17 protein-coding genes are annotated in these 19532 nt (G+C 69.0%); 9 read left to right on the forward strand and 8 right to left on the reverse strand.

Features of this window, described 5'->3' with window-relative positions; all coding sequences use genetic code 11:
• Positions 1–10: 10 nt before the first annotated feature.
• From EV379_RS05165 to mutM, 6 genes are all read left to right on the forward strand, one after another.
• Positions 11–1312, forward strand: coding sequence for a DUF58 domain-containing protein (locus EV379_RS05165; protein ID WP_165397290.1), 1302 nt, complete (start codon positions 11–13; stop codon positions 1310–1312).
• Entirely contained in the window at positions 1302–3680 is a 2379-nt protein-coding gene (locus tag EV379_RS05170; RefSeq protein ID WP_165397291.1) for a transglutaminase TgpA family protein, read from the forward strand. The genes EV379_RS05165 and EV379_RS05170 overlap by 11 nt, the downstream gene beginning before the upstream one ends.
• 75 nt (positions 3681–3755) lie before the next feature.
• Positions 3756–4259 carry a YceD family protein gene (locus EV379_RS05175; protein WP_130507318.1) on the forward strand — a complete coding sequence of 168 codons (504 nt, stop codon included), beginning with the start codon at positions 3756–3758 and terminating at the stop codon, positions 4257–4259.
• A 2-nt stretch (positions 4260–4261) separates the two neighbouring features.
• Positions 4262–4465: a 50S ribosomal protein L32 gene (gene rpmF / locus EV379_RS05180; RefSeq protein WP_055833186.1), complete on the forward strand. Its 204-nt coding sequence runs from the start codon at positions 4262–4264 to the stop codon at positions 4463–4465.
• Between the two features lie 45 nt (positions 4466–4510).
• The gene (gene rnc / locus EV379_RS05185) at positions 4511–5215 is read left to right on the forward strand and encodes a ribonuclease III (RefSeq protein ID WP_130505192.1); all 705 of its coding nucleotides are present in this window, start codon (positions 4511–4513) and stop codon (positions 5213–5215) included.
• A 19-nt stretch (positions 5216–5234) separates the two neighbouring features.
• Positions 5235–6149: a bifunctional DNA-formamidopyrimidine glycosylase/DNA-(apurinic or apyrimidinic site) lyase gene (gene mutM / locus EV379_RS05190; RefSeq protein WP_130505193.1), complete on the forward strand. Its 915-nt coding sequence runs from the start codon at positions 5235–5237 to the stop codon at positions 6147–6149.
• Positions 6150–6257: 108 nt separating this feature from the next.
• Here the strand turns inward: mutM and EV379_RS05195 are convergent, their stop codons facing one another.
• The 6 genes from EV379_RS05195 to EV379_RS05220 all read right to left on the reverse strand — a co-directional run bounded on the left by EV379_RS05195 (position 6258) and on the right by EV379_RS05220 (position 12061).
• On the reverse strand, positions 6258–7025 hold the full coding sequence (locus EV379_RS05195) for an ABC transporter ATP-binding protein (protein ID WP_130505194.1): 768 nt from the start codon (positions 7023–7025) through the stop codon (positions 6258–6260).
• Complete coding sequence (locus tag EV379_RS05200) at positions 7022–7840, reverse strand: ATP-binding cassette domain-containing protein (protein WP_130505195.1); 819 nt, start codon at positions 7838–7840, stop codon at positions 7022–7024. Before EV379_RS05200 ends, EV379_RS05195 begins: the two co-directional genes overlap by 4 nt.
• Complete coding sequence (locus EV379_RS05205; protein WP_130505196.1) at positions 7837–8706, reverse strand: ABC transporter permease; 870 nt, start codon at positions 8704–8706, stop codon at positions 7837–7839. Before EV379_RS05205 ends, EV379_RS05200 begins: the two co-directional genes overlap by 4 nt.
• Positions 8703–9671: an ABC transporter permease gene (locus EV379_RS05210; protein ID WP_130505197.1), complete on the reverse strand. Its 969-nt coding sequence runs from the start codon at positions 9669–9671 to the stop codon at positions 8703–8705. Before EV379_RS05210 ends, EV379_RS05205 begins: the two co-directional genes overlap by 4 nt.
• Positions 9672–9742: 71 nt before the next feature.
• Positions 9743–11242 (reverse strand): ABC transporter substrate-binding protein, encoded by a 1500-nt coding sequence (locus EV379_RS05215; RefSeq protein ID WP_130505198.1) that lies wholly within the window; start codon positions 11240–11242, stop codon positions 9743–9745.
• 54 nt (positions 11243–11296) lie between these two features.
• Entirely contained in the window at positions 11297–12061 is a 765-nt protein-coding gene (locus EV379_RS05220; protein ID WP_130505199.1) for a DUF1684 domain-containing protein, read from the reverse strand.
• Positions 12062–12262: 201 nt separating this feature from the next.
• On the opposite strand from EV379_RS05220, the gene EV379_RS05225 reads away from it, so the two are divergent.
• Complete coding sequence (locus EV379_RS05225; protein WP_130505200.1) at positions 12263–12709, forward strand: DUF2809 domain-containing protein; 447 nt, start codon at positions 12263–12265, stop codon at positions 12707–12709.
• On the opposite strand, the gene EV379_RS05230 is transcribed toward EV379_RS05225, so the two are convergent.
• Positions 12676–13806: a GNAT family N-acetyltransferase gene (locus EV379_RS05230; RefSeq protein WP_130505201.1), complete on the reverse strand. Its 1131-nt coding sequence runs from the start codon at positions 13804–13806 to the stop codon at positions 12676–12678. The genes EV379_RS05225 and EV379_RS05230 overlap by 34 nt on opposite strands.
• A 135-nt stretch (positions 13807–13941) precedes the next feature.
• Here EV379_RS05230 and smc point away from each other — a divergent pair, with 135 nt between their 5' ends.
• A complete protein-coding gene (gene smc / locus EV379_RS05235) occupies positions 13942–17493 on the forward strand; it encodes a chromosome segregation protein SMC (RefSeq protein ID WP_130505202.1) in 3552 nt (1183 codons plus the stop codon).
• Position 17494: 1 nt separating this feature from the next.
• Here the strand turns inward: smc and EV379_RS05240 are convergent, their stop codons facing one another.
• Positions 17495–18529 carry a VOC family protein gene (locus tag EV379_RS05240; protein ID WP_242616251.1) on the reverse strand — a complete coding sequence of 345 codons (1035 nt, stop codon included), beginning with the start codon at positions 18527–18529 and terminating at the stop codon, positions 17495–17497.
• Between the two features lie 105 nt (positions 18530–18634).
• Here EV379_RS05240 and ftsY point away from each other — a divergent pair, with 105 nt between their 5' ends.
• A complete protein-coding gene (ftsY, locus tag EV379_RS05245; protein ID WP_130505203.1) occupies positions 18635–19513 on the forward strand; it encodes a signal recognition particle-docking protein FtsY in 879 nt (292 codons plus the stop codon).
• The last annotated feature ends 19 nt before the right edge of the window (positions 19514–19532 follow it).

The raw sequence follows: 19532 nt of genomic DNA on the forward strand, positions 1-19532 counted from the left end.
CGGGTGGGCCATGCTCATCGTGGGAGTTGCCCTCGCGAGCGGCGGATTCCTGTTCAGCAGGAAAGAGTTCCTCTTCGTCGCGTTCGTGCTCATCGCCGTGCCGCTTGCCGCGCTCGGCTACGTCGCACTCCGCGGAGCCAGGGTGCACGTGACACGCGTGTTCGCGCCCGGAATCGTGCCAGCGGGCGGCGAGGCCGTCGTCTCGCTCGTCGTGCGCAACATCGGTCGTCGCCCCAGCTTCGGCGCGCGGTGGCGGGATCAGGCGGCATCCGGAATCCTCGTGCCGCAGGACGCGCTGCTGCCGGCGCTCGGCCGGCACCAATCGGGGGCGGACGGCGGCGACGACACGGCCAGACTCGAGTACACCCTGCGCCCGCGCCGGCGCGGCGTGTACGACATCGGGCCGCTCATCCTCGGCATGGGGGACCCGTTCGGGCTCGCCTACGCCGAACGGCCGGTCGGCGAACCCCACGACCTGATCGTGACACCCCGGGTGAGCGCGCTGCCAGGCAGCGGGCGAGCGCTCAGCTCCGGCACCGGCGCGCTGCACGAGTTGCTGCGCCACACGAACCCCAACTCGGATGAGCTGATCGCGCGCGAGTACCGCCCTGGCGACCCGCTGCGCCGTGTGCACTGGGCGGCGACGGCCAAACGCGATGAGTTGATGGTGCGCCAGGAGGAGCAACGCAGCAACCCGGAGGCACGGATCATCCTGGACACCACGCTCTCCGGTGCGTCCGCCGCGGAACGGGCAGGACTCTCCGAGCGCTACGGCCGCCTCGACAGCGCCGTCGAGCTGGCGTTGGAGACCGTCGCCTCCATCGCCATGCAACTGCTGGCGAGCGGTTTCCGCCTCGACGTCGTCGAGACAGGACCGAGCCAGCTGATCTCCGGGGGAGGCGAGAACTCCCATGGCGGGCTGCGCGGCGGCCTGCGCGGTGACGCGCCGTGCTCCTTCCGCACACCCGGAGGCGATCGGGCGCTGCTGGAGGGCCTCGCCAATCTGCAAGTGCCGTGGCCGACGCCCCGGGTGGAGGCGGGGGAGGCTCCGGCCGGCAGCGCGCTGCGCACCAGCTCGCACCTGCCCGCGTTCGCCGTGCTCATCGACATCGACGAGGAAGAGACGCACGCGCTCGCTGCACTCCGCCCCTACTGCGAGCCGGCGGTGGCGTTCGTGCTCGACACGATGCGCCGGAGCGCGATCGAGACGCTCATCGACGCCGGGTGGCACTGCATCGAGCTGCGCTCGCCGCAGCAGATCCCCGACGCCTGGGCCGAGGCCGAACGGGGGCGGATCCACGATGTCGCCTGATCGGGACCCGGCAGCCCGCTTCGCCCAGCGCGGCAGGCCGTACTGGCTGCTCGGCAGTGCCGTCATGCTGCTCACCGCGACCGCACTGCTGGTGCTCGCACCCGTGCTCGTCTCGTTCTCATGGTGGTGGGCGAGCGTCGCCGCGATCATCGTGACCGGCGTCTCCAGCGCGCTGCTGCGCGGGTGGAACGTTGCGCCGCCGCTGGTGCCCCTGCTCTCCTTCTGCGCGCTCCTCGTGTACCTGACCTTCGGCTTCGGCGCGGGGACCGGACTGCTCCTTCTGCTGCCGACACCGGACACGATCGGCGTCTTCGGGGCGCTGATCGCCGAGGGGCAGTCCTCGATCCAGACGCAGGCGGTGCCGGCAGAGGCGACACCGGGCATCGTGTTCCTGCTCAGCATCGGAGCCGGTCTGCTCGTGCTGCTGGCCGACACCCTGGCCGTGTGGGCGCGGATGCCGGCGCTCGCCGGGATCCCGGTCGCCGTGCTCGCCATCGTGCCCACCGTCGCTCTGCGGCAGGACGAGCAGCTCTGGGTGCTCGTGCTCGTGGCCTCCGCCTATCTGCTGCTCTTGCGTGTCGACGTGCGCACCCGGCGCGGTGAGGAACAGGCGGCAACGGGCTCCAACGATCGCATGCCGGGCGGCCCGCGCATCGTCGCCGCCACGAAGCAACCCGGCCTTGGGCCGCTCGGTGGCGCCATCGGTGTCGGCTCCGTCGCAATCGTCTCGGCGCTGGTCTTGACGGCGGCCGTCCCCGTCGTCTCCCTCGGGGCGCCGCTCGGCGTCGGCCCGCCGTCGACGTCGCTCTTCGGCGGTGCCGTGAACCCGCTGATCGACCTCGGACAGGATCTGCGGCGCCCGGCACCTGCGCCCGCGCTGTCCTACAGCTCCACGAGCTCGCGGGCGGTGTACCTGAAGATGCTCACCCTCGATTCCTTCTCAGGTGACAGCTGGGTGGCCGGGCACAGCGCGTTCAATGAGTCCAACACGGTCGACAAGTTCGGTGCCCCTCCCGGCCTGGGCGAGAATGTGGCGACCAAGGAGGTGCGCACGAGCATCCAGGTCGCGGCGGTGCGGAGCGAGTGGCTGCCCGTTCCGTACCCGGCGACGAGCATCGAGGGGCTGAACGGGCAGTGGTACTGGGACTCGGATGCGCTGACGGTGGCAACCACGCACTCGACGATCGCTGGACAGAACTACGTCGTGAACGGCCTGGAACTCTTGCCGACCCAACAGGACCTCGCCGCCTCAGAGAAGCAGTATCCCGGTGAGATCGCGCGCTACCTCGAGCTGCCTGGCGACATCCCCCCACTCATCGGTGAGACGGCGCGGGCGGTCACCGCGACCGCCGAGACCCCGTATCTGCAGGCCGCTGCCCTGCAGAAGTTCCTTCGAGGCCGCGACTTCATCTACTCGGAGGAGACCCCCGTCGACGAGGGCTTCGACGGCGGTGGGCTCCGGGCGATCGCCAGCTTCCTCGAGGTGCGGTCCGGCTACTGCATCCACTTCGCCTCAGCGATGGCCGTCATGGCGCGCACGCTGGACATCCCGTCGCGGGTGGCACTCGGCTATGCGCCGGGGGAGCGCACCAGACAGCGTCTGGAGGGGGCGGTGCTCTACCAGGTGCAGACCTCCGATCTGCACGCGTGGCCCGAACTCTACTTCGAGGGCGTCGGCTGGGTGCCGTTCGAACCGACGCCGGGGCGTGGTTCCGTTCCGGGCTATTCGCTGCCCACGGCGGCCGTCACGGCGCCCATCGTGCCCGCTCCGCAGGCAAGCAGCGGTGCGGTGAACGGGCCTGATGCCAGGAACGTCGACGAGTCGAACCAACCGAGCGCGGTTGCGGATGCCGAGGAGGCGCGCGCGCTGCTGACCCGGAACCTGCTGCTCGCGGCCGCCGTGCTCGCGCTGCTCGCGGTGCCATGGTTCAGCCGCAGCCTGCTGGCCGCCTGGCGGCGGCGCAGGACGGCCGCTGGGGCCGGGATCGGGCCGCTCTGGCAGGAGCTGGCCGACACGCTCACCGACTGCGGGCACCCCGTCAGCGACACGGAGACACCGAGGGCGCGAGGCGGCGCCATCCGGACGATCCTCCGCGATGCCGGCGGGGAGAGTGCCGAGGCCGATGCGGCTCTGCAACGCCTGCTGGACGAGTTCGAGCGGGAGCGGTACGCACGGCCGCGCGACGGTGATGGGCCCAGGGGTGATGCATCCGCGATGCTGCGTGATGCCGCGCTGCTCGACGCGGCGATCCGTGGGGCGGTTCCCCCTCGCCGCCGGCTTCGCGCCCGGCTGATTCCCGCATCGCTCTTCGCCCGTGTCGGCGCCGCATTCGCACCCGGGCAGGGAGTACTCAGCAATACTCGCTAGGATCTCGTGGTGAGTAATTTCAGCAAGACCCCCTATACCGTGCACGTGCGCGACCTCCTTCGTCGCGCAGGCGAAATGCGCGAGGTGACGTTGGAGATCCCTCTTCCCGAGCAACTCGGCGAGGGTCTCGTTGCTGTGCGCGCGGGCGACATCATGGACGTCGACGTGCGTCTTGAGGCCGTTCACGAGGGCGTTTTGGTCAGCGCAAACGTCGAAACTACGGCATCCGGAATCTGCGGACGCTGCCTGATTGACATCGAACTGCCAGTCGAAGTCGAGTTTCAGGAACTTTTCGCGTATTCTTCTGATGAAGCTTTTGAGTATGAGGTTCAAGATGACCACGTGGATCTTGAACCGCTGATCAGGGATGCGGTTGTGCTTGCACTTCCGTTCCAGCCGGTTTGCCGGCCGGATTGCCCAGGTCTCAATCCTGAGACCGGGGAGCGGCTTGCCGAAAAACCCGAACTCACCGTAGAAGAGCCCCGCGACTCGCGATGGGCTGCGCTTGCGGACTTGCAGGTTTCCACAGACAACGGTGAAGGCCCAGAGGCCGGCATCGACACGAAGAAAGAGAGATAGTCATGGCTGTTCCCAAGCGGAAGATGTCACGCTCCAACACGCGCGCCCGCCGTTCGCAGTGGAAGGCTGAGGTTCCCAACCTCGTCAAGACCGTCGAAAACGGCAAGGTCACCTACAGCCTGCCGCACCGCGCCAAGATCGTCACCGACTCGGCCGGCACCGAACTCTTCATGGAGTACAAGGGCCGTAAGGTCGCCGACGTTTAATTCGTCGATGCGCGTAGAAGCACGTCGCGTGAAGGGCATCTCTGCATGACTTCTCTCTCTGAGCAGTCGCGGGATGCCCTTGCGGCGTCTCTCGACATCGACATTGACGATGCGTTGCTTGAGCTCGCTCTGACGCATCGTTCTTTCGCGTACGAGAACGGTGGGATCCCCACCAACGAGCGCCTGGAGTTTCTCGGCGACTCGATTCTCGGTCAGGCCGTCACGGTCATGCTGTACCGCAGCTACCCGAACCTTGACGAGGGCGACCTCGCCAAGCGGCGCGCCAGCCTCGTGAGCAGTGTTGCACTCGCCGAGGTCGCGCGATCCATCGGGCTCGGGCAGTACATCCGTCTGGGCCGCGGTGAGATCCTGACCGGCGGTCGCGACAAGGCCTCCATCCTCGCCGACACGGTCGAAGCCATCATCGGCGCGGTCTACCTCGACAAGGGCGGCGATGTCGCGACACCGTTCGTGCTGCGGCTGATCGAGCCGCTCCTGGCCGACCCAGACCGCTTCGGCGCGGCGATGGACCCCAAGACGAGCCTGCAGGAGATCGCGGCGCACCGTGGCGGCGGTATCCCCGTCTACGAGATCAGCGAGAGCGGACCTGACCACGACAAGCGTTTCGTCGCAACGGTCACCGTCGGCGACGTGACGGCAAGCGGCGAGGGCACGAGCAAGAAGCACGCCGAGATGGCTGCAGCGCTCGAGGCCTGGTCCCGGCTCACCGGTCGCTCGGCCGCCTCCTAACCGGCGACCATTCCCGCCGATGCCGGAACTGCCTGAGGTCGAGGTCGTACGAGCCGGTCTCGCACCGGCCGTGACCGGCGCTGTCGTGCGTGGCGTCGAGGTCTTCGACGAGCGCTCCCTGAAGCGGCACAACGCGGCATCCGGCAGCTTCGAGGCACTGCTGCTCGAACAACGGATGCTGGCCGCCGTGCGCCGCGGGAAGTTCCTGTGGCTGCCGCTCGGCAGCGGCCGCGCACTCGTGACGCATCTGGGCATGAGCGGGCAGGTGCTGCTGCGCAGCCCCGGCTTCGAGGAATCCGGTCTGCTCCGCATCCGGCTCGCCATCGAACACCCGGAGCACGGCGAGTTCTGGGTGAACTTCGTCGACCAACGGATCTTCGGATCGATAGCGGTCGACACCGTCGTTCCCACCGCGGACGGCCGCGCGGCAGGCTTCGCGGGGCGGGCAGCCACGGGCGATGAGCCCTGGCTGGCCGGCATCCCGAGCCAGGTCGCGCACATCGCCCGTGACCCGCTCGACCCCGCCTTCTCCGACGCGGCCTTCTTCGCCGCTCTCGCGCGCAAGAACACCGGCATCAAGCGCGCGTTGCTCGACCAGGGCCTCATCAGCGGCATCGGCAACATCTACGTCGACGAGGCGCTCTGGGCTGCACGCGTGCACTACGAACAGCCGGCCGCTTCGCTGTCCATGCAGAAGAAGCGCGTGCTGCTGGCGGAGATCCGGCGCGTGCTCGACAAGGCACTCGCGGAGGGCGGCACGAGCTTTGACGCGCAGTACGTGAACGTGAACGGGCAGTCCGGTTACTTCGCGCACCACCTGACCGCATACGGCCAACAGGGGAAGCCGTGTCTGCGTTGCGGCACGACGATGAAGCGCGAACAGTTCATGAACCGCGGCTCGCACTTCTGCCCGCGCTGCCAACGACTGCGCTGAATTCGCTCGGCCGCTGGCACGGCCCCGAATCGACTCGCCACAGAATGCTCTAAAAAGGCTCGTGTTTGAGCATTCTTTGGCGAGTCGATGACGCCGACGGGACGCTGGCTAGCGGGGGAGCCGGGGCACCGCGGCGATCAGCGCGCTCGTGTACCCCTCGGCCGGTGCGCGCAGCAGCTGCCGGGTCGTGCCGGCTTCGACGACGCGGCCGGAGCGCAGCACGACGGTGCGCTCGCACAGCGCGGCGACGGCGCCGAGATCGTGCGAGACCATCACCAGGGCCAGCCCTGTGCGCTCACGCAGCTCCCGCAGCAGCTCGATCACCTGGATGCGGGTGCTCATGTCGAGTGCGCTGACCGGCTCGTCGGCGAGCAGCAGCCGCGGTTTGCAGACGATGGCGCGGGCGATGGCAATGCGCTGACGCTGACCGCCGGAGAACTCGTGCGGGTAGCGGGCGAGCACATCGGCGTCGAGTCCGACCGATTCGAGGGCGGATGCCGCCTGCACGGCCGCGTCGCGACCACGGGCGATCCCGAGCGAGCGCAACGGCTCGCTGACGATCCGGTCGATGCGCTGGCGCGGGTCGAGCGAGGAGTACGGGTCCTGGAACACCGTCTGCACCGAGCTGCGGAAGCGCCGGATCTGCGCGGCATCCCGTCGGTTCAGCGGAACCCCGTCGAAGAGCACGGCTCCGCTCGTCGGTGCATCGAGGCCGAGCAGCAGGCGCAGCGCGGTCGTCTTGCCCGCCCCCGATTCGCCGACGAGGCCGACGCTCTCACCGGCGGCGATCGCCAGGGAGACACCGTCGAGGGAGAGTCCGCCGCCGTGGTAGCGGTGGCTGGCGTCCTGCAGCGCGAGGATCGGCGTGTCGTTCACGAGAGCTCCAAGGCGTCGTCGAGTGCGCGGGCGCTGGCGACGAGCCGCGCGGTGTACTCGTGCTGCGGGGCACTCAGCACCCGCGCGACCGGGCCACGCTCGACGGCGACGCCGGCGCTCAGCACGACGACCTCGTCCACGAGGGAGGAGACGACGGCGAGGTCGTGGCTGATGAACAGGAGCGCCATCTCCCGCTCGGCGACGAGCCGGTCGAGCAGACGCAGCACCTCCGCCTGCACGGTGACATCGAGCGCCGTCGTCGGCTCATCGGCGATCAGCAGCGCTGGGCGACTGGCGAGGGCGATCGCGATGGCGACGCGCTGACGCTGCCCGCCGGAGATCTCGTGCGGGTAGGCCCTGACGATGCGGTCCAGGTCCGGCAGCGCCACCTCGGCGAGCGAGGCACGGACGGCATCGGCCAGCGCGGCTCCGCGCAGACCCTGGTGGCGCCGGATCGGTTCGGCCAGCTGCTTGCCGATGCGCATGAGCGGGTCGAGCGCCGTGAGCGGCTCCTGGAACACGATGGATGCCACTGGACCGCGGAGCGGGCGCAGGGTCTTGTCGTCCGCGCCGACCACCTGCACGCCGTCCAGCGTGATGCTCCCGCCCGCGCTGAGCGAGCTCGGCAGCAGGCCGGTGACGGCGAGCGATGTGAGGGACTTGCCCGATCCGGATTCACCGATGAGGCCGAGCCGCGCGCCGCGCTCGAGCGAGAAGCTCAGCGCGTTGACGAGGGGCGCGGCATCCGCATCGGCGGCGCGAGCGCGGATCGTCAGCGCGTCAACCTCCAACAGGCTCTTCTCCGCGGGGCTCATCGTGAGTGCTTTCGGGTCGGATCGGCGAGCTCACGCAGGCCGTCGGCGATGAAGTTGATGCCGACGACGAGGATCACCAGGGCGATGCCGGGGGCGAGCGCGCCGACCGGCGAGGTCGTGAACGTGGACTGCGCCTCCTGCAGCATCCGCCCCCACGAGGCGTTGGGCGGGGGAGCGCCGAGGCCGAGATAGGAGAGGCTGGCCTCGGCGAGGACCGCGGCGCCGAACTGCAGCGCGAGGTTGACGCTGAGCGTCGGCCAGATGTTCGGAAGCACGTGCTGGACGATGATGCCGGGCCAGCGGGTGCCGGAGGTGCGCGCCGCCGTGACGTACTGGGCACGGAGCACCTGGGTGGCGAGGATGCGGGTGAGGCGTGCGACGACGGCAGACAGAGCGATGCCGATCGCGAGGATCGCGGTGCCGAGCGATGAGCCCTGCGCGGCGACGATCAGCATGGCCAGCAGCAGCACGGGGAAGGCGATGAGCACGTCGAGTGTCGCCGAGATCGTGTCGTCGAGCCAGGGCTTGGCGAAGGCGGCGATGAGTCCGATCGTGATGCCGATGACGGCGCCGACCGTGACGGCGCCGACGCCGACGGCGATCGCGATGCGCGCGCCGATCATCAGCTGCGTCATGAGGTCGCGACCGAGCTTGTCGGTTCCCAGCCAGTGTTCCCAGCTCGGGGCCTCGAGCCGGCCGCCGGACGTGTCGCTCGGTTCGTAGGGCAGCCAGACGAGCGAGAGCAGCGCGGTCGCCACGACGAGGCCGACGAAGACGATGCCGATGACGAGCGTGACGGAGCGGCGGCGCGCCCGGCGTCGCGGGGGGAGAGTTGCGACGGCATCCGTCGTTGTGACCACGGTCATCGGATGCCGTTCCCTGAGATGCTCACGCGCAGACGCGGGTCGATGAAGCGCTGCACGACGTCGGCGGCGAAGCCGATCAGCAGCACGAGGAGGGTGCTCACGAAGAGGATTCCCTGGATGTTGGGGTAGTCGTGTTGTTGGATCGCCGTCAGCAGCATGCTGCCGAGGCCGGGAAGGGCGAAGACGCTCTCGACGACGACGGCGCCGAGGAAGGTCGTCGCCAGTTCGATGCCGAGGATGGAGATCACGGGGACGCTGCCGTTGCGCAGGCCGTGGCGGCGGAACGCGCCGGAGAAGCTCGCCCCCTGGGCGCGGGCGGAGCGGAGGTAGTCGCTGCCGATCACGTCGAGGGTGGCCGAGCGGATGTAGCGGGTGAGCGACGCGCTCATGACGAGGCCGATCGTGATCACCGGGAGGACAAGGGAGGTCAGCGCGTCGGCTGGGTTCGCCCAGTCATCGCGCGGGAAGCCGCCAGACGGCAGGAGGCGCAGGTTCACCGCGAAGACGTTGACGAGCAGGATGCCGACCCAGAAGACGGGAACGGCGATGCCGAGCTGCGAGAAGCCGGAGAGCGCAACGCCGTACCAGCGGTCGGAGCGCACCGCGGCGACGAACCCGGCCGGGAGCGCGATCAGCAGCGCCAGCGCGAAGGAGAGCAAGGTCAGCGGGATTGTGACGGCCATGCGGGCCGCGATCTCCGGGCCGACCGGGAGGGAGCTGATGAATGAGGTGCCGAGGTCGAGTGTCGCCAGGGAGCCGAACCAGTCGAAGAACTGCTCGATCAGCGGGCGGTCCGAACCGACCTGGGCCTGGGCTGCCGCGATCTGCTCCGGGGTGGCGTTCACCGAGAGCAGGGCGTTCGCGGGGTCGCCCGGCAGTACGCGGAGCAGCAGGAACAGCACGAGCATGGCGATCACGAAGGAGATCGCCAGGAAGGCGAGGCGGCGCACGAGATAGACGGTCATGGAGATTTCAGGCTAGCGCCAAAAGGCCGGGCGGTCGCGTTGGCGACCGCCCGGCCGTTCGAAGCGGATGACTAGCTGCGCACGATCTTCGAGACGAAGAACTGCGAGTTGAGGCCGTTGACCCCGTAGCCCGAGATGTCGCTGTTCGCGACGACGATCTGCGGGTAGAGGTAGAGCCAGACGCTCGCGGCGTCAGCTGCGATCTGCTCGTTGACGAGCTTGAGCTTGGCGGTCTGCTCGTCGGTGCTTGCGGCCTGCTCGGCCTCGGAGACCCACTGCGTCACCTGGGGGTTGTCGTAGCCCCAGTAGAAGTCGGGGTTGCCGTACCAGACCACGTCGCGGTCGTTGACGTGCTCCTGCAGGGTGGCCTCGAAGTCGCGCTCCTTGAAGACCTTGGAGTACCACTCGTCGGCACTGATCGTGTTGATGTTCACGGTGATGCCGACCTTGGCGAGCTCGCTCTGCAGGAACTCGGCGACGGCGGGGTGCGGGTCGTAGCTCGGGGTGTCGAGCGTGAACTCGAAGCCGTTCGGCAGGCCGGCCTCGGCCAGCAGCGTCTTGGACAGCTCGGGGTCGTAGGGGTTCACCTGGGTGAGGTCCTCGTACCAGGGGTCTGTCGGCGGGACCATCGAGCCGATGAGCGTGCCGTAGTCGCCCCAGATCGAGGTGAGCAGCTTCTCGGTGTCGATCGCGGAGTACACGGCCTTGCGCACGGCGACCTGGTCGAACGGGGCGACCCTGTCGTTGAACGCCAGCAGCTCCTTGGTGGTGGAGTCACCGTCGCTCACGACGAAGTCGGGGTTGTCGGTGAACTGGCTGAGCTGGTCGGGGCTCTGCACGCTCGTGATGATGTCGATCTGGTCGGTAACGAGCGCGTTGCTGAGCGCGGTTGCATCCGTGAAGTAGTTGAAGACCACTTCCTTGTTGGATGCCGCGTCGCCCCAGTAGTCGCTGTACCGGTCGAGGCTGAGCGAACTGCCCCGCTTCCAGTCGCCGAGCGTGTACGGGCCGGTGCCGTCCTCCGAGGTCTTCAGGTCCTTCGCGGTGTCGTTGACGACCCAGATGTAGCTGAGGTTGTAGATGAAGGAGATCGACGGCTCGGAGAGCGTGATCGCGACGGTCTTGTCATCCGGGGTCTGGATGTCGGAGATGACCGCGAAGCTGCTCTTGCGGGCCGACTGCGAGTCCTCGGCAACGACGCGCTCGATGCTCGACTTGACGTCGGCGGCGGTGAGCGGGTCTCCGGAGTGGAAGGTGACGCCGTCCTGCAGCGTGAAGGTGTAGTTGAGGCCGTCCTCGCTCACGGTGTTGCTCGCGGCCAGGAGCGGCTCGACCTCGCCGTCGTCGCTCAGGCGGTAGAGGCCCTCGTAGACGTTGCCGGTGAACGCCTCGGTGACACCCTGGCCACCGCCGTCGACGTTGCTGAGGTTCTGCGGCTCGTAGAGCGAGCCGATCTCGATGACGGCGTCTGCGGAGCCCGCACCGCTGTCGGTGGTGCCGCCTGCAGCGCAGCCGGACAGGGCCAGGGCTGCGGCGACGGACAGGGCGATGGCGCCCGTGGATCTCTTCACGTGTTTCTCCTGTTTAGTGGTGCGGCTGGTGCTGTGGGTTCAGAGTGGTGGGGCTCAGAGCGTGTAGATGTCGAAGCCGTCGTGGAAGACGGCGACACGCTCGCCGGCCGCGACGGGTCCGGCGAAGCGGTTCTGAGCGGGGGGAAGCGGGCAGTTGTACTGGGCCGAGAATCCGCAGGGCGGAACGAAGGCCCGGTTGAAGTCGAGGGTGACGGCGCCTGCTGCACCGCCACGGCCGTCGAAGCGCGCTCCGTCGCTGTGCTGCACGAAGAGGAAGCGCCCAGACCCGTATGTTCCCGCGTCGCCCTCTGCACCGTTGCTGGCGTCGCCGAAGACGAGGAGCAGAGTGCCGCCGTCGTCGAAGGCGCTCATCGTGTACTCGGTGCCGTCGTGCTCGAAGCGGATGTCGCCTGGCACGACGAGCGACCGGGATCCGCCGTTGTCGCGAATGTGCTCGAACGGGATGGTGCGGTCATCGGCGACGGGGGTGAACTGCGCCTCGATGACCCAGTCGGGGTCGTAGTCGAAGGCCGGAACCGTGTCGAAGGCCAGAATGGCCGGCGATGCGGCATCCCAGAGGCGCACGCCGTGCTCCGGCTCGCCGGTCTCGAGGTTCGTGCGCTCGAGGACGGTGGCGGTGACCGTGTCTGCCTGGCCGACGAGGGCGTCGTCGGCGCCGAGCCGCTCACCGTTCGGAAGCCACCGGGTCTCGACCAGGGCGAGGTTGCCCTGCGGGCTCACGAGCGCGTCGAGGCGCTGTTCGCGCCAGGCGGCGTGCTCCTGCAGGGCGGAGGTGGCGGTGGTGGGCAATGCGGTCATGATCTCAATTCTTGGCACCGGGGCATGGAGCGGGTAATCGTGTTACCCACGGAGTCCAACCACGGTTCGATGCGAACCATTCCACGGCGCGGGGCGGTGCCCTCACGTGCTCGCGATGATTCGGTGGTGTTCTTCTATTACACACCATTAAGTGAGCCATAACCTCACGGCATGTATTGAACCGCCGCCTAGGCTGGGGAAATGACAGCATCGCGATCGTCTGGCACCGGCGTGTTGCCGTGGCTGGCGGCGGTCTGCGCGGTGGTGGCGCTCGGGCTCCTGGTGCGATTCGGCGTCGGAGGGGTGGTCGGCGATCTCCTCGGTGGCGCGCTGTACACGATCCTGATTGCGCTGCTCGTCTACCCGCTGCTCGCCCTGGGCTCGGTTGCCCGCGGGCGGCTGGCCCGCGTCTGGCTCGCCGCGGCAATCGGCTGTCTGTTCTCCGTGGCGATCGAGCTGCTGCAGCTGACCGGCGCACCGGCCGCCCTGTCAACGGTGTTCCCGCCAGCCCGCCTCGTCTTCGGCACGAGCTTTGCCGCGCTCGATCTCGTGGCGTACGCGTGCGGCGCGCTCGTCTTCGGCGTGCTCGGCACCCTCGTCGCGACCCGACGCGGTCAGGCGAGCGTCTTCTGCCAGGCAGCGGAGTAGCCGACGAGCTCGAAGCCGAGCTGGTGGTTGATGCGCAGCATGTGCTCGTTCTCGTCGGCATTCCAGGTGTAGACCCGTCGCCGCGACGGGGCGACCTCGGCCAGGCTCACCAGGTTCGCCGCCTTCATGAGCATGCCGAGACCGTGCCCGCGGTGGGTGGACAGCACGATGGTGTCGCCCTGATAGGCGAGATTCGGATGCTCAGCAGGCAGCTCCAGCTCCGAATAGGCCGCGATGCTGGCATCCGTGCGATCGCGCACGGCGACACGGAGCAGCTCCATGCCCGCCTCATCCGCCTCGCTCTCGTGCTCACGCACACGATCGGCCGACCACGTCTCCCTGTCGATCTCGAGGTCGGCGGCCGGCGCGTCTGTCGCCATGTGGCTGTTCGCCTCCGCGTAGGAGTCGATGTACTCCTCCGGCGTCTCCGAGCCCCAGGTGAGCAGCTCGTAGCGGTCGCCGGCGTGCTGCACGGCCCGCGCCAGTTCGCCCTGCACGGCGGGGAGGCCGTGTTCGCCGTTGGAGAGGTCGAAGACGCTCACCCGTTCGATCTGGGCCAGGGTGTACCCGTGTTTCATCGCGAAGCGCGCGCTCGGGTCGGTCTCGGGGATGACGGCGGCACCGACGGACGCGGCAAGACGCGGGACGGTCTCGTCGACGCCGCTCAGCGAGCCCAGAGGATGATCGCTGTAGCTGTTCAGCGAGGTGCGCCCCGCGGCCACCGCGATGCGTTCCGTCTCGGCGAGCAGCCGGCTGCCGAGACCCCTGCCGCGCATGGCGGGGTGAGTGGAGACGTAGACGAAGGCCGTTCGCGCGTCGTCGTTCAGCTCGTAGCGCACGATCCCGCGCCCGACGACGTCCTCGCCGCGCCATGCCGCGAGCGGCAGGCGCCAGGTGAAGGCGCTCGGACGATACTCCGACAGCGACGATTCCGGACCGAGCCAGGTGTCCCGATGGCCCCAGATGCTCTCCTCGATCACGCCGGAGAACTCCATGGCCTTCTCGAACGGGATCGCCTCCGCCGTGCCGAGGCGGCGCGGAATCGGCACCTCGCGGATCTCGATCGCGTCGAGCAGAGCTGCGCCGTCATCCGTCATCTCTCCATTACGTCACGCGGATCCCGTGAGGGCAAGCCGAGACGCCCGTTGATTTCCCGGGATTCCGGAGGAGTTCCGGTACCGTAGAGCCAATATCCGCACAGATCCAGCTGTGGCGAGAAGACGAGGCGGCGCGTGTACCTGAAGAGCCTGACCCTGAAGGGGTTCAAGTCCTTTGCGCAGCCGACCACTTTCGCCTTCGAGCCAGGCGTCACCTGTGTCGTCGGCCCGAACGGCTCCGGAAAATCCAACGTCGTCGATGCCCTCGCCTGGGTGATGGGGGAGCAGGGCGCGAAGACGCTCCGCGGCGGCAAGATGGAAGACGTCATCTTCGCCGGCACCTCGACCAGGGGCCCGCTGGGGCGAGCAGAGGTCACCCTCACGATCGACAACTCCGACGGCGCCCTGCCGATCGAGTACTCCGAGGTCACGATCAGCCGGACCCTGTTCCGCAACGGCGCAAGCGAGTACGCGATCAATGGCCGCGGATGTCGGCTGCTCGACGTACAGGAGCTGCTGAGCGATTCCGGCCTTGGCCGTGAGATGCACGTCATCGTCGGCCAGGGGCAGCTCGACGCCGTGCTGCGGGCGAGCCCGGAGGACCGCCGTGGCTTCATCGAAGAGGCCGCCGGCATCCTGAAGCACCGTCGCCGCAAAGAGAAGACGCTGCGCAAGCTCGATGCGATGCAGGCCAACCTGACCAGGCTCAGCGACCTCGCCGGCGAGATCCGGCGCCAACTCAAGCCGCTCGGCAAGCAGGCCGAGATCGCGCGCGAGGCACAGTCGATCGCCGCGGTCGTGCGCGACGCCCGCGCCCGCCTGCTCGCCGACGAGGTCGTCGGCTTGCGCCGCGCCCTCGACGACTTCACGCGCACGGAGCACGAACGCCACAGCGAGCGCATCGTGCTGCAGGAGCAGCTCGAGCAGAAGCAGCTGCGGGTGCAGCGCCTCGAACAGGCCCAGCTCGGCGACGCCGTCGATGTTGCACGCCGCACGAGTTTCGGCCTCGAATCGGTGCAGGAACGCCTGCGCGGCCTGTTCACCCTCGCCAATCAGCGCATCGCGCTGCTCGGGCGGGAAACGGGGAGCCTCGACCTCGGCCCTGGCGTCACCCAGTCGATGGTGACCGAGGCACAGGACGAGGTGGAGCGGCTGCGCGAGAAGCTCGCGGCCGTAGAGGGCGCCCTCCGCGCCGCCCAGGACGCGACGGTCGCAGCGCGCGCCCGGCTCGATGCCGTCGACGAGGAGATCGCCGCGCAGAGCGCGCTCGTCTCCCGCCACGACCTGGAGATCACCCAGCTCACCGGCCAATCCGACACAGCGGCCTCCCGTCTCGCGGCGGTGCGCGGTGAGGTGCTGCGGCAGCAGAACGCCTCAGAGGCCGCCGCCGAGCGCCGGGCCAAGGCCGAACGAGACCTGAACGAGCTCGAGGCCGCGGCCGAGCAGAGCGAGGCAGGGGAGACCGACCTCGACGAGGCGTACGAGCTGGCGCAGCGGGAGGTCACCGCCGCCGAGGCCGAGATCGAACGCCTGCGCGACGAGCTGCACGGCGCGGAGCGCGAACGCGACGCCCTCGCCGCCAAGGTGAGTGCGCTCTCGCGGGCCCTCGACGTCAAGGACGGTTCGGCCGAGCTGCTCGCCGCCGGACTCACCGGCGTGCGTGGGCTCGTCGCCGAGAGCGTGCAGGTCACGCCGGGCTTCGAGGCCGCCGTCGCCGCGGCGCTCGGCACCCTCGCCGACGCCGTGCTGGTGGAGAGCCGCGACGCGGCGCACGAGGCGGTCGCCCACGCCGGCGCGCACTCCCTCGGACGGGTCGAGCTCGTCATCGCCGAACCGCACGCTGACTCGGATGCCGCGGCCGGCGGGGTCGACGTCCCCGAGCTTGACGGCATCACCCAGGCCGCGTCGGTCATCACCGCGCCCCCTGGCGTGCTCGGTGTGCTCGCCCACGTCGTGATCGCCGACGACCTCGCCGCGGCCCGCGCCGCTGCGCCCCTGCTCAACGCCGCGGCCATCGGTGCACCCGTGACGATCGTCACCCGCGGCGGCGACGTGCTCACGGAGTACGTGCTGCGCGGCGGCTCCGGCGGCAAACAGGGCCGCATCGAGCTGTTGGCCGAACGGGACGCCGCCGCCGAACGGTTGGACGAGGTGACGTCACTCATCGAGCGTGCCCGCTTCGCGCTCACCGAGCAGCGCGTCATCCACCAGAGTGCGAAGACCCAATCGCAGGCGGCGCTCGCCACGCTGCGCGAATTCGACTCGAAACTCGCGACCCAGACCGAGAAGCTCAACCGCGCCCGTGTGCAGTTCGAGGCCTCCGTCGCGGAGTTCGACCGCCTCGGCAACTCGCTCACGCTGGCCACCGCCAGGGTCGCCGAGGCCGAAACGGCGGCACAGAAGGCCAAGTCCGAACTCGAGACGGCGCGCGCCAGGCCCCGGCCGCTGCTCGACGTCAGCACCCGCGACGCGCTCTTCGCCGAGCTCGAGCGCTCCCGCGAGGCCGAGATCGAGGCGCGCCTGAGCCTCGAGACGGCGCGCGAACGTGCACGCGCGGAGGAGGCGCGCCGCGAGGCACTGACCGTTCAACGGGAGCAGGAACGCGCAGCCGCGGAGGAGGCCGCCCGTCTGGCCGTCATCCGTCGCCGCCAGGTGGATGCCGCCACCGCCGTCGTCGATGCGCTGCCGGAGATCCTCGCCTCCGTCGATGCCTCCGTCGCGGAGGCCCGCGTCGAGCTGACGACGGCCGAGGCCAAGCGGGCGTCAGAGAACGAGGAGCTGGCTACGCTCCGCCGCGACGAGGCGGCACTGCGCGAACGCCTCGGCACCATCACGGAGAACGTACACGGCCTCGAGCTGCAGATCTACGAGAAGAAGCTCCACCTCTCCAGCCTGCTCGAACGCGCCGGTTCGGAGCTGGGGCTCACCGAGGACGTGCTCATCGCCGAGTACGGCCCGGACATCGAGATCCCTGCCGAGGTCGAGGGCGGCGAGCCCGGCCGCTTCGACAAGGCGGAACAGAAACGCCGCCTCGAGAAGGCCGAACGCACCTTCGCCCAGCTGGGCCGGGTGAACCCGCTCGCCCTCGAGGAGTTCGCCGCGCTCGAACAGCGCCATCTCTTCCTCAGCGAGCAGCTCACCGACCTCACCAAGACGCGGGCAGACCTACTCACGATCATCGAGGAGATCGACGAGAAGATGCAGACCATCTTCTCCGCCGCCTTCGAGGACACCAAGGAGGCGTTCGGGCGGGTGTTCCCGATCCTGTTCCCCGGCGGAACGGGCAGCATCACCCTCACCAACCCGGACGACATGCTCACAACCGGCATCGAGGTCTCGGTGAAACCGGCAGGCAAGAAGATCGAGCGGCTCTCGCTGCTCTCCGGTGGCGAGCGCTCGCTGGCAGCCGTCGCGCTGCTGATCGCGATCTTCAAGGCCAGGCCCAGCCCGTTCTACATCATGGACGAGGTCGAGGCCGCGCTCGATGACGCGAACCTCGGGCGCCTGCTCACGATCTTCCAGGATCTGCGCGAGTCCAGCCAGCTCATCGTGATCACGCACCAGAAGCGCACCATGGAGATCGCCGATGCCCTCTACGGCGTCTCGATGCGCCAGGACGGCGTCTCGGCCGTTGTCGGGCAGCGCGTCGCGAGCGAGCGCGGCGAACGCGAGGAGCTGGCGAGCTAGCTCAGGCCGCCACGCGCAGGTGCACGGTGTTGTTCCAGGGATCGAGCACGGTGAGCCCGTCGTCGCTGAGCGTCGCGCTCAGCCCAGCCTCCGCGATGCGGGCGGCCGCGGCATCCAGCTCGGAGCGATCCGCGAGGATGACGGCAAGTTCGCGGAGGCCGGCTGACGGCCCAAGCGCAGCAGCACCGGCGCTGTTCCACGTGTTCGCGGCGAGGTGATGGTGGTAGCCGCCGGCCGACATGAAGATGGCGCCGTCTGCGCGGCTCGTGACGTCGAATCCGAGCACGTCGACGTAGAAGCTCTCGGCCGATTCGAGGTCACCGACGCTGAGGTGCACGTGGCCCATCGTCGCCGGCGACTGCGTGCCAGCGTCGGTGAGGTGCTCGGCGATGAATGCGTTCGGATCCAACGCGGCCGAACCCATCGTCACCTGCCCGTCGATCCACTCCCACTCCTCGCGCGGGCGATCGACGTAGAGCTCGACGCCGTTGCCCTCCGGGTCGCCGAGGTAGAACGCCTGGCTGACGGTGTGGTCTGCACTGCCCTGATAGCTCGATGGGGAACGCTCGGCGATGCTCTGCAGCGACGCGGCCAGTGCCGCGGCATCCGGGAACAGGATGGCGGAGTGGTACAGCCCGGCGTCGGTGTTGCCCCGTGGCGGGGCGGCGGCGTCCGCGACGAGACGGATGAGCTCCTCACCGCCCTGGCCCAGTGAGACCTCGCTCCCGGTCTCCGCAAGCACATCGAGGCCGATCCCCTCTGCGTAGAAGGCGCGCATCGCCGGCATCTCACCGACGGTGAGCTGCACGGCTCCCATCCTGGTATCGGCGTGCAGCAGTCCAGACGAGACGGGGCCGGTCGTGACGTTCCCAGCCGCGGCGGCCTCCGGGGTGCCGCTCGAACGCCCTGCGAGGGTGACCGCCACGATGGCGCCGCCGGCGATGACGGCGGTGACAACGACGGCGATCGCCGCGATGGCGGTGTGTGACAGGCGGGGACGGGCGGGTGTGCGGGGTGCTGCAGGCTTTCGGGGCATAGCTGCTGGCAACGAGTGAACCTCGAGGACTATTCCTGTGAAAGCGCAGGGCGGGCCCCGTCCGCAGAGTCGGGGCCCAACCGCGCGACGCCTTAAGCTGGGCACATGGCTGAACGCACCTCCTCCTGGTCTCTCTCCGGAGCCCTTCGCGGCATGTTCGCGAAGAAGACGATCGACGACGACACCTGGGGCGACCTCGAGGACGCGCTCATCACGGCCGACTTCGGCCCCGATGTGACGGATGCCGTCGTCAGCGAGTTGCGCGCCAAGGTCGCCAAGTACCGCACGACCGACCCCGCCGACCTGCAGCGCATGCTGCGGGAGACGATCGAGGAACGCCTGGCCAGGCTCGACTCGACGCTCAAGCTCACCGAGCGCCCGGCTGTCGTGCTCGTCGTCGGCGTCAACGGCGTCGGCAAGACGACGACGATCGGCAAGTTCGCCAAGTTCCTGCGTACCTACGACCGCACGGTGCTCGTCGGAGCGGCCGACACCTTCCGTGCCGCCGCCGTCGAGCAGCTCGCCACCTGGGCCGAGCGTGCCGGCGTCGGAATCGTGCGCCCGCAGCAGCAGGGCCAGGACCCGGCCGCCGTCGCCTTCCAGACGATCGAGCGGGCCAAGGCGGAGGGCATCGAGATCGTCATCATCGACACCGCCGGGCGGCTGCAGACCAAGGGCGGTCTGATGGACGAGCTCGGCAAGATCCGCCGTGTGGTCGAGAAGCAGGCCCCGATCTCCGAGGTGCTGCTCGTGCTCGACGCCACGACCGGTCAGAACGGGCTCGCTCAGGCCGAGGCGTTCATCGAGCACGCTGGTGTGACCGGGCTCGTGCTCACCAAGCTCGACGGCTCGGCCAAGGGCGGCTTCGTGCTCGCGGTGCAGGAGAAGACCGGCATCCCGATCAAGCTCGTCGGTCAGGGCGAGGGCATCAACGACCTGACCGGTTTCACCCCCCACGTCTTCGCCCAGAAACTCGTCGGCTAGCGCCGGCTGCACAAGGAGC

The sequence above is a fragment of the Microterricola gilva genome (assembly GCF_004217495.1).
GTDB lineage: Bacteria > Actinomycetota > Actinomycetes > Actinomycetales > Microbacteriaceae > Microterricola > Microterricola gilva.

Bases quoted from the DNA above. Each gene is read 5' to 3' on its own strand.
- EV379_RS05200 (WP_130505195.1), bottom strand. From the start codon at position 7,840: ATGAGCCCCGCGGAGAAGAGCCTGTTGGAGGTTGACGCGCTGACGATC.
- EV379_RS05225 (WP_130505200.1), top strand. From the start codon at position 12,263: ATGACAGCATCGCGATCGTCTGGCACCGGCGTGTTGCCGTGGCTGGCG.
- EV379_RS05220 (WP_130505199.1), bottom strand. From the start codon at position 12,061: ATGACCGCATTGCCCACCACCGCCACCTCCGCCCTGCAGGAGCACGCC.
- EV379_RS05205 (WP_130505196.1), bottom strand. From the start codon at position 8,706: ATGACCGTGGTCACAACGACGGATGCCGTCGCAACTCTCCCCCCGCGA.
- rpmF (WP_055833186.1), top strand. From the start codon at position 4,262: ATGGCTGTTCCCAAGCGGAAGATGTCACGCTCCAACACGCGCGCCCGC.
- EV379_RS05230 (WP_130505201.1), bottom strand. From the start codon at position 13,806: ATGACGGATGACGGCGCAGCTCTGCTCGACGCGATCGAGATCCGCGAG.
- mutM (WP_130505193.1), top strand. From the start codon at position 5,235: ATGCCGGAACTGCCTGAGGTCGAGGTCGTACGAGCCGGTCTCGCACCG.
- rnc (WP_130505192.1), top strand. From the start codon at position 4,511: ATGACTTCTCTCTCTGAGCAGTCGCGGGATGCCCTTGCGGCGTCTCTC.
- EV379_RS05210 (WP_130505197.1), bottom strand. From the start codon at position 9,671: ATGACCGTCTATCTCGTGCGCCGCCTCGCCTTCCTGGCGATCTCCTTC.
- ftsY (WP_130505203.1), top strand. From the start codon at position 18,635: ATGGCTGAACGCACCTCCTCCTGGTCTCTCTCCGGAGCCCTTCGCGGC.
- EV379_RS05175 (WP_130507318.1), top strand. From the start codon at position 3,756: ATGCGCGAGGTGACGTTGGAGATCCCTCTTCCCGAGCAACTCGGCGAG.
- EV379_RS05165 (WP_165397290.1), top strand. From the start codon at position 11: ATGCTCATCGTGGGAGTTGCCCTCGCGAGCGGCGGATTCCTGTTCAGC.
- EV379_RS05240 (WP_242616251.1), bottom strand. From the start codon at position 18,529: ATGCCCCGAAAGCCTGCAGCACCCCGCACACCCGCCCGTCCCCGCCTG.
- EV379_RS05170 (WP_165397291.1), top strand. From the start codon at position 1,302: ATGTCGCCTGATCGGGACCCGGCAGCCCGCTTCGCCCAGCGCGGCAGG.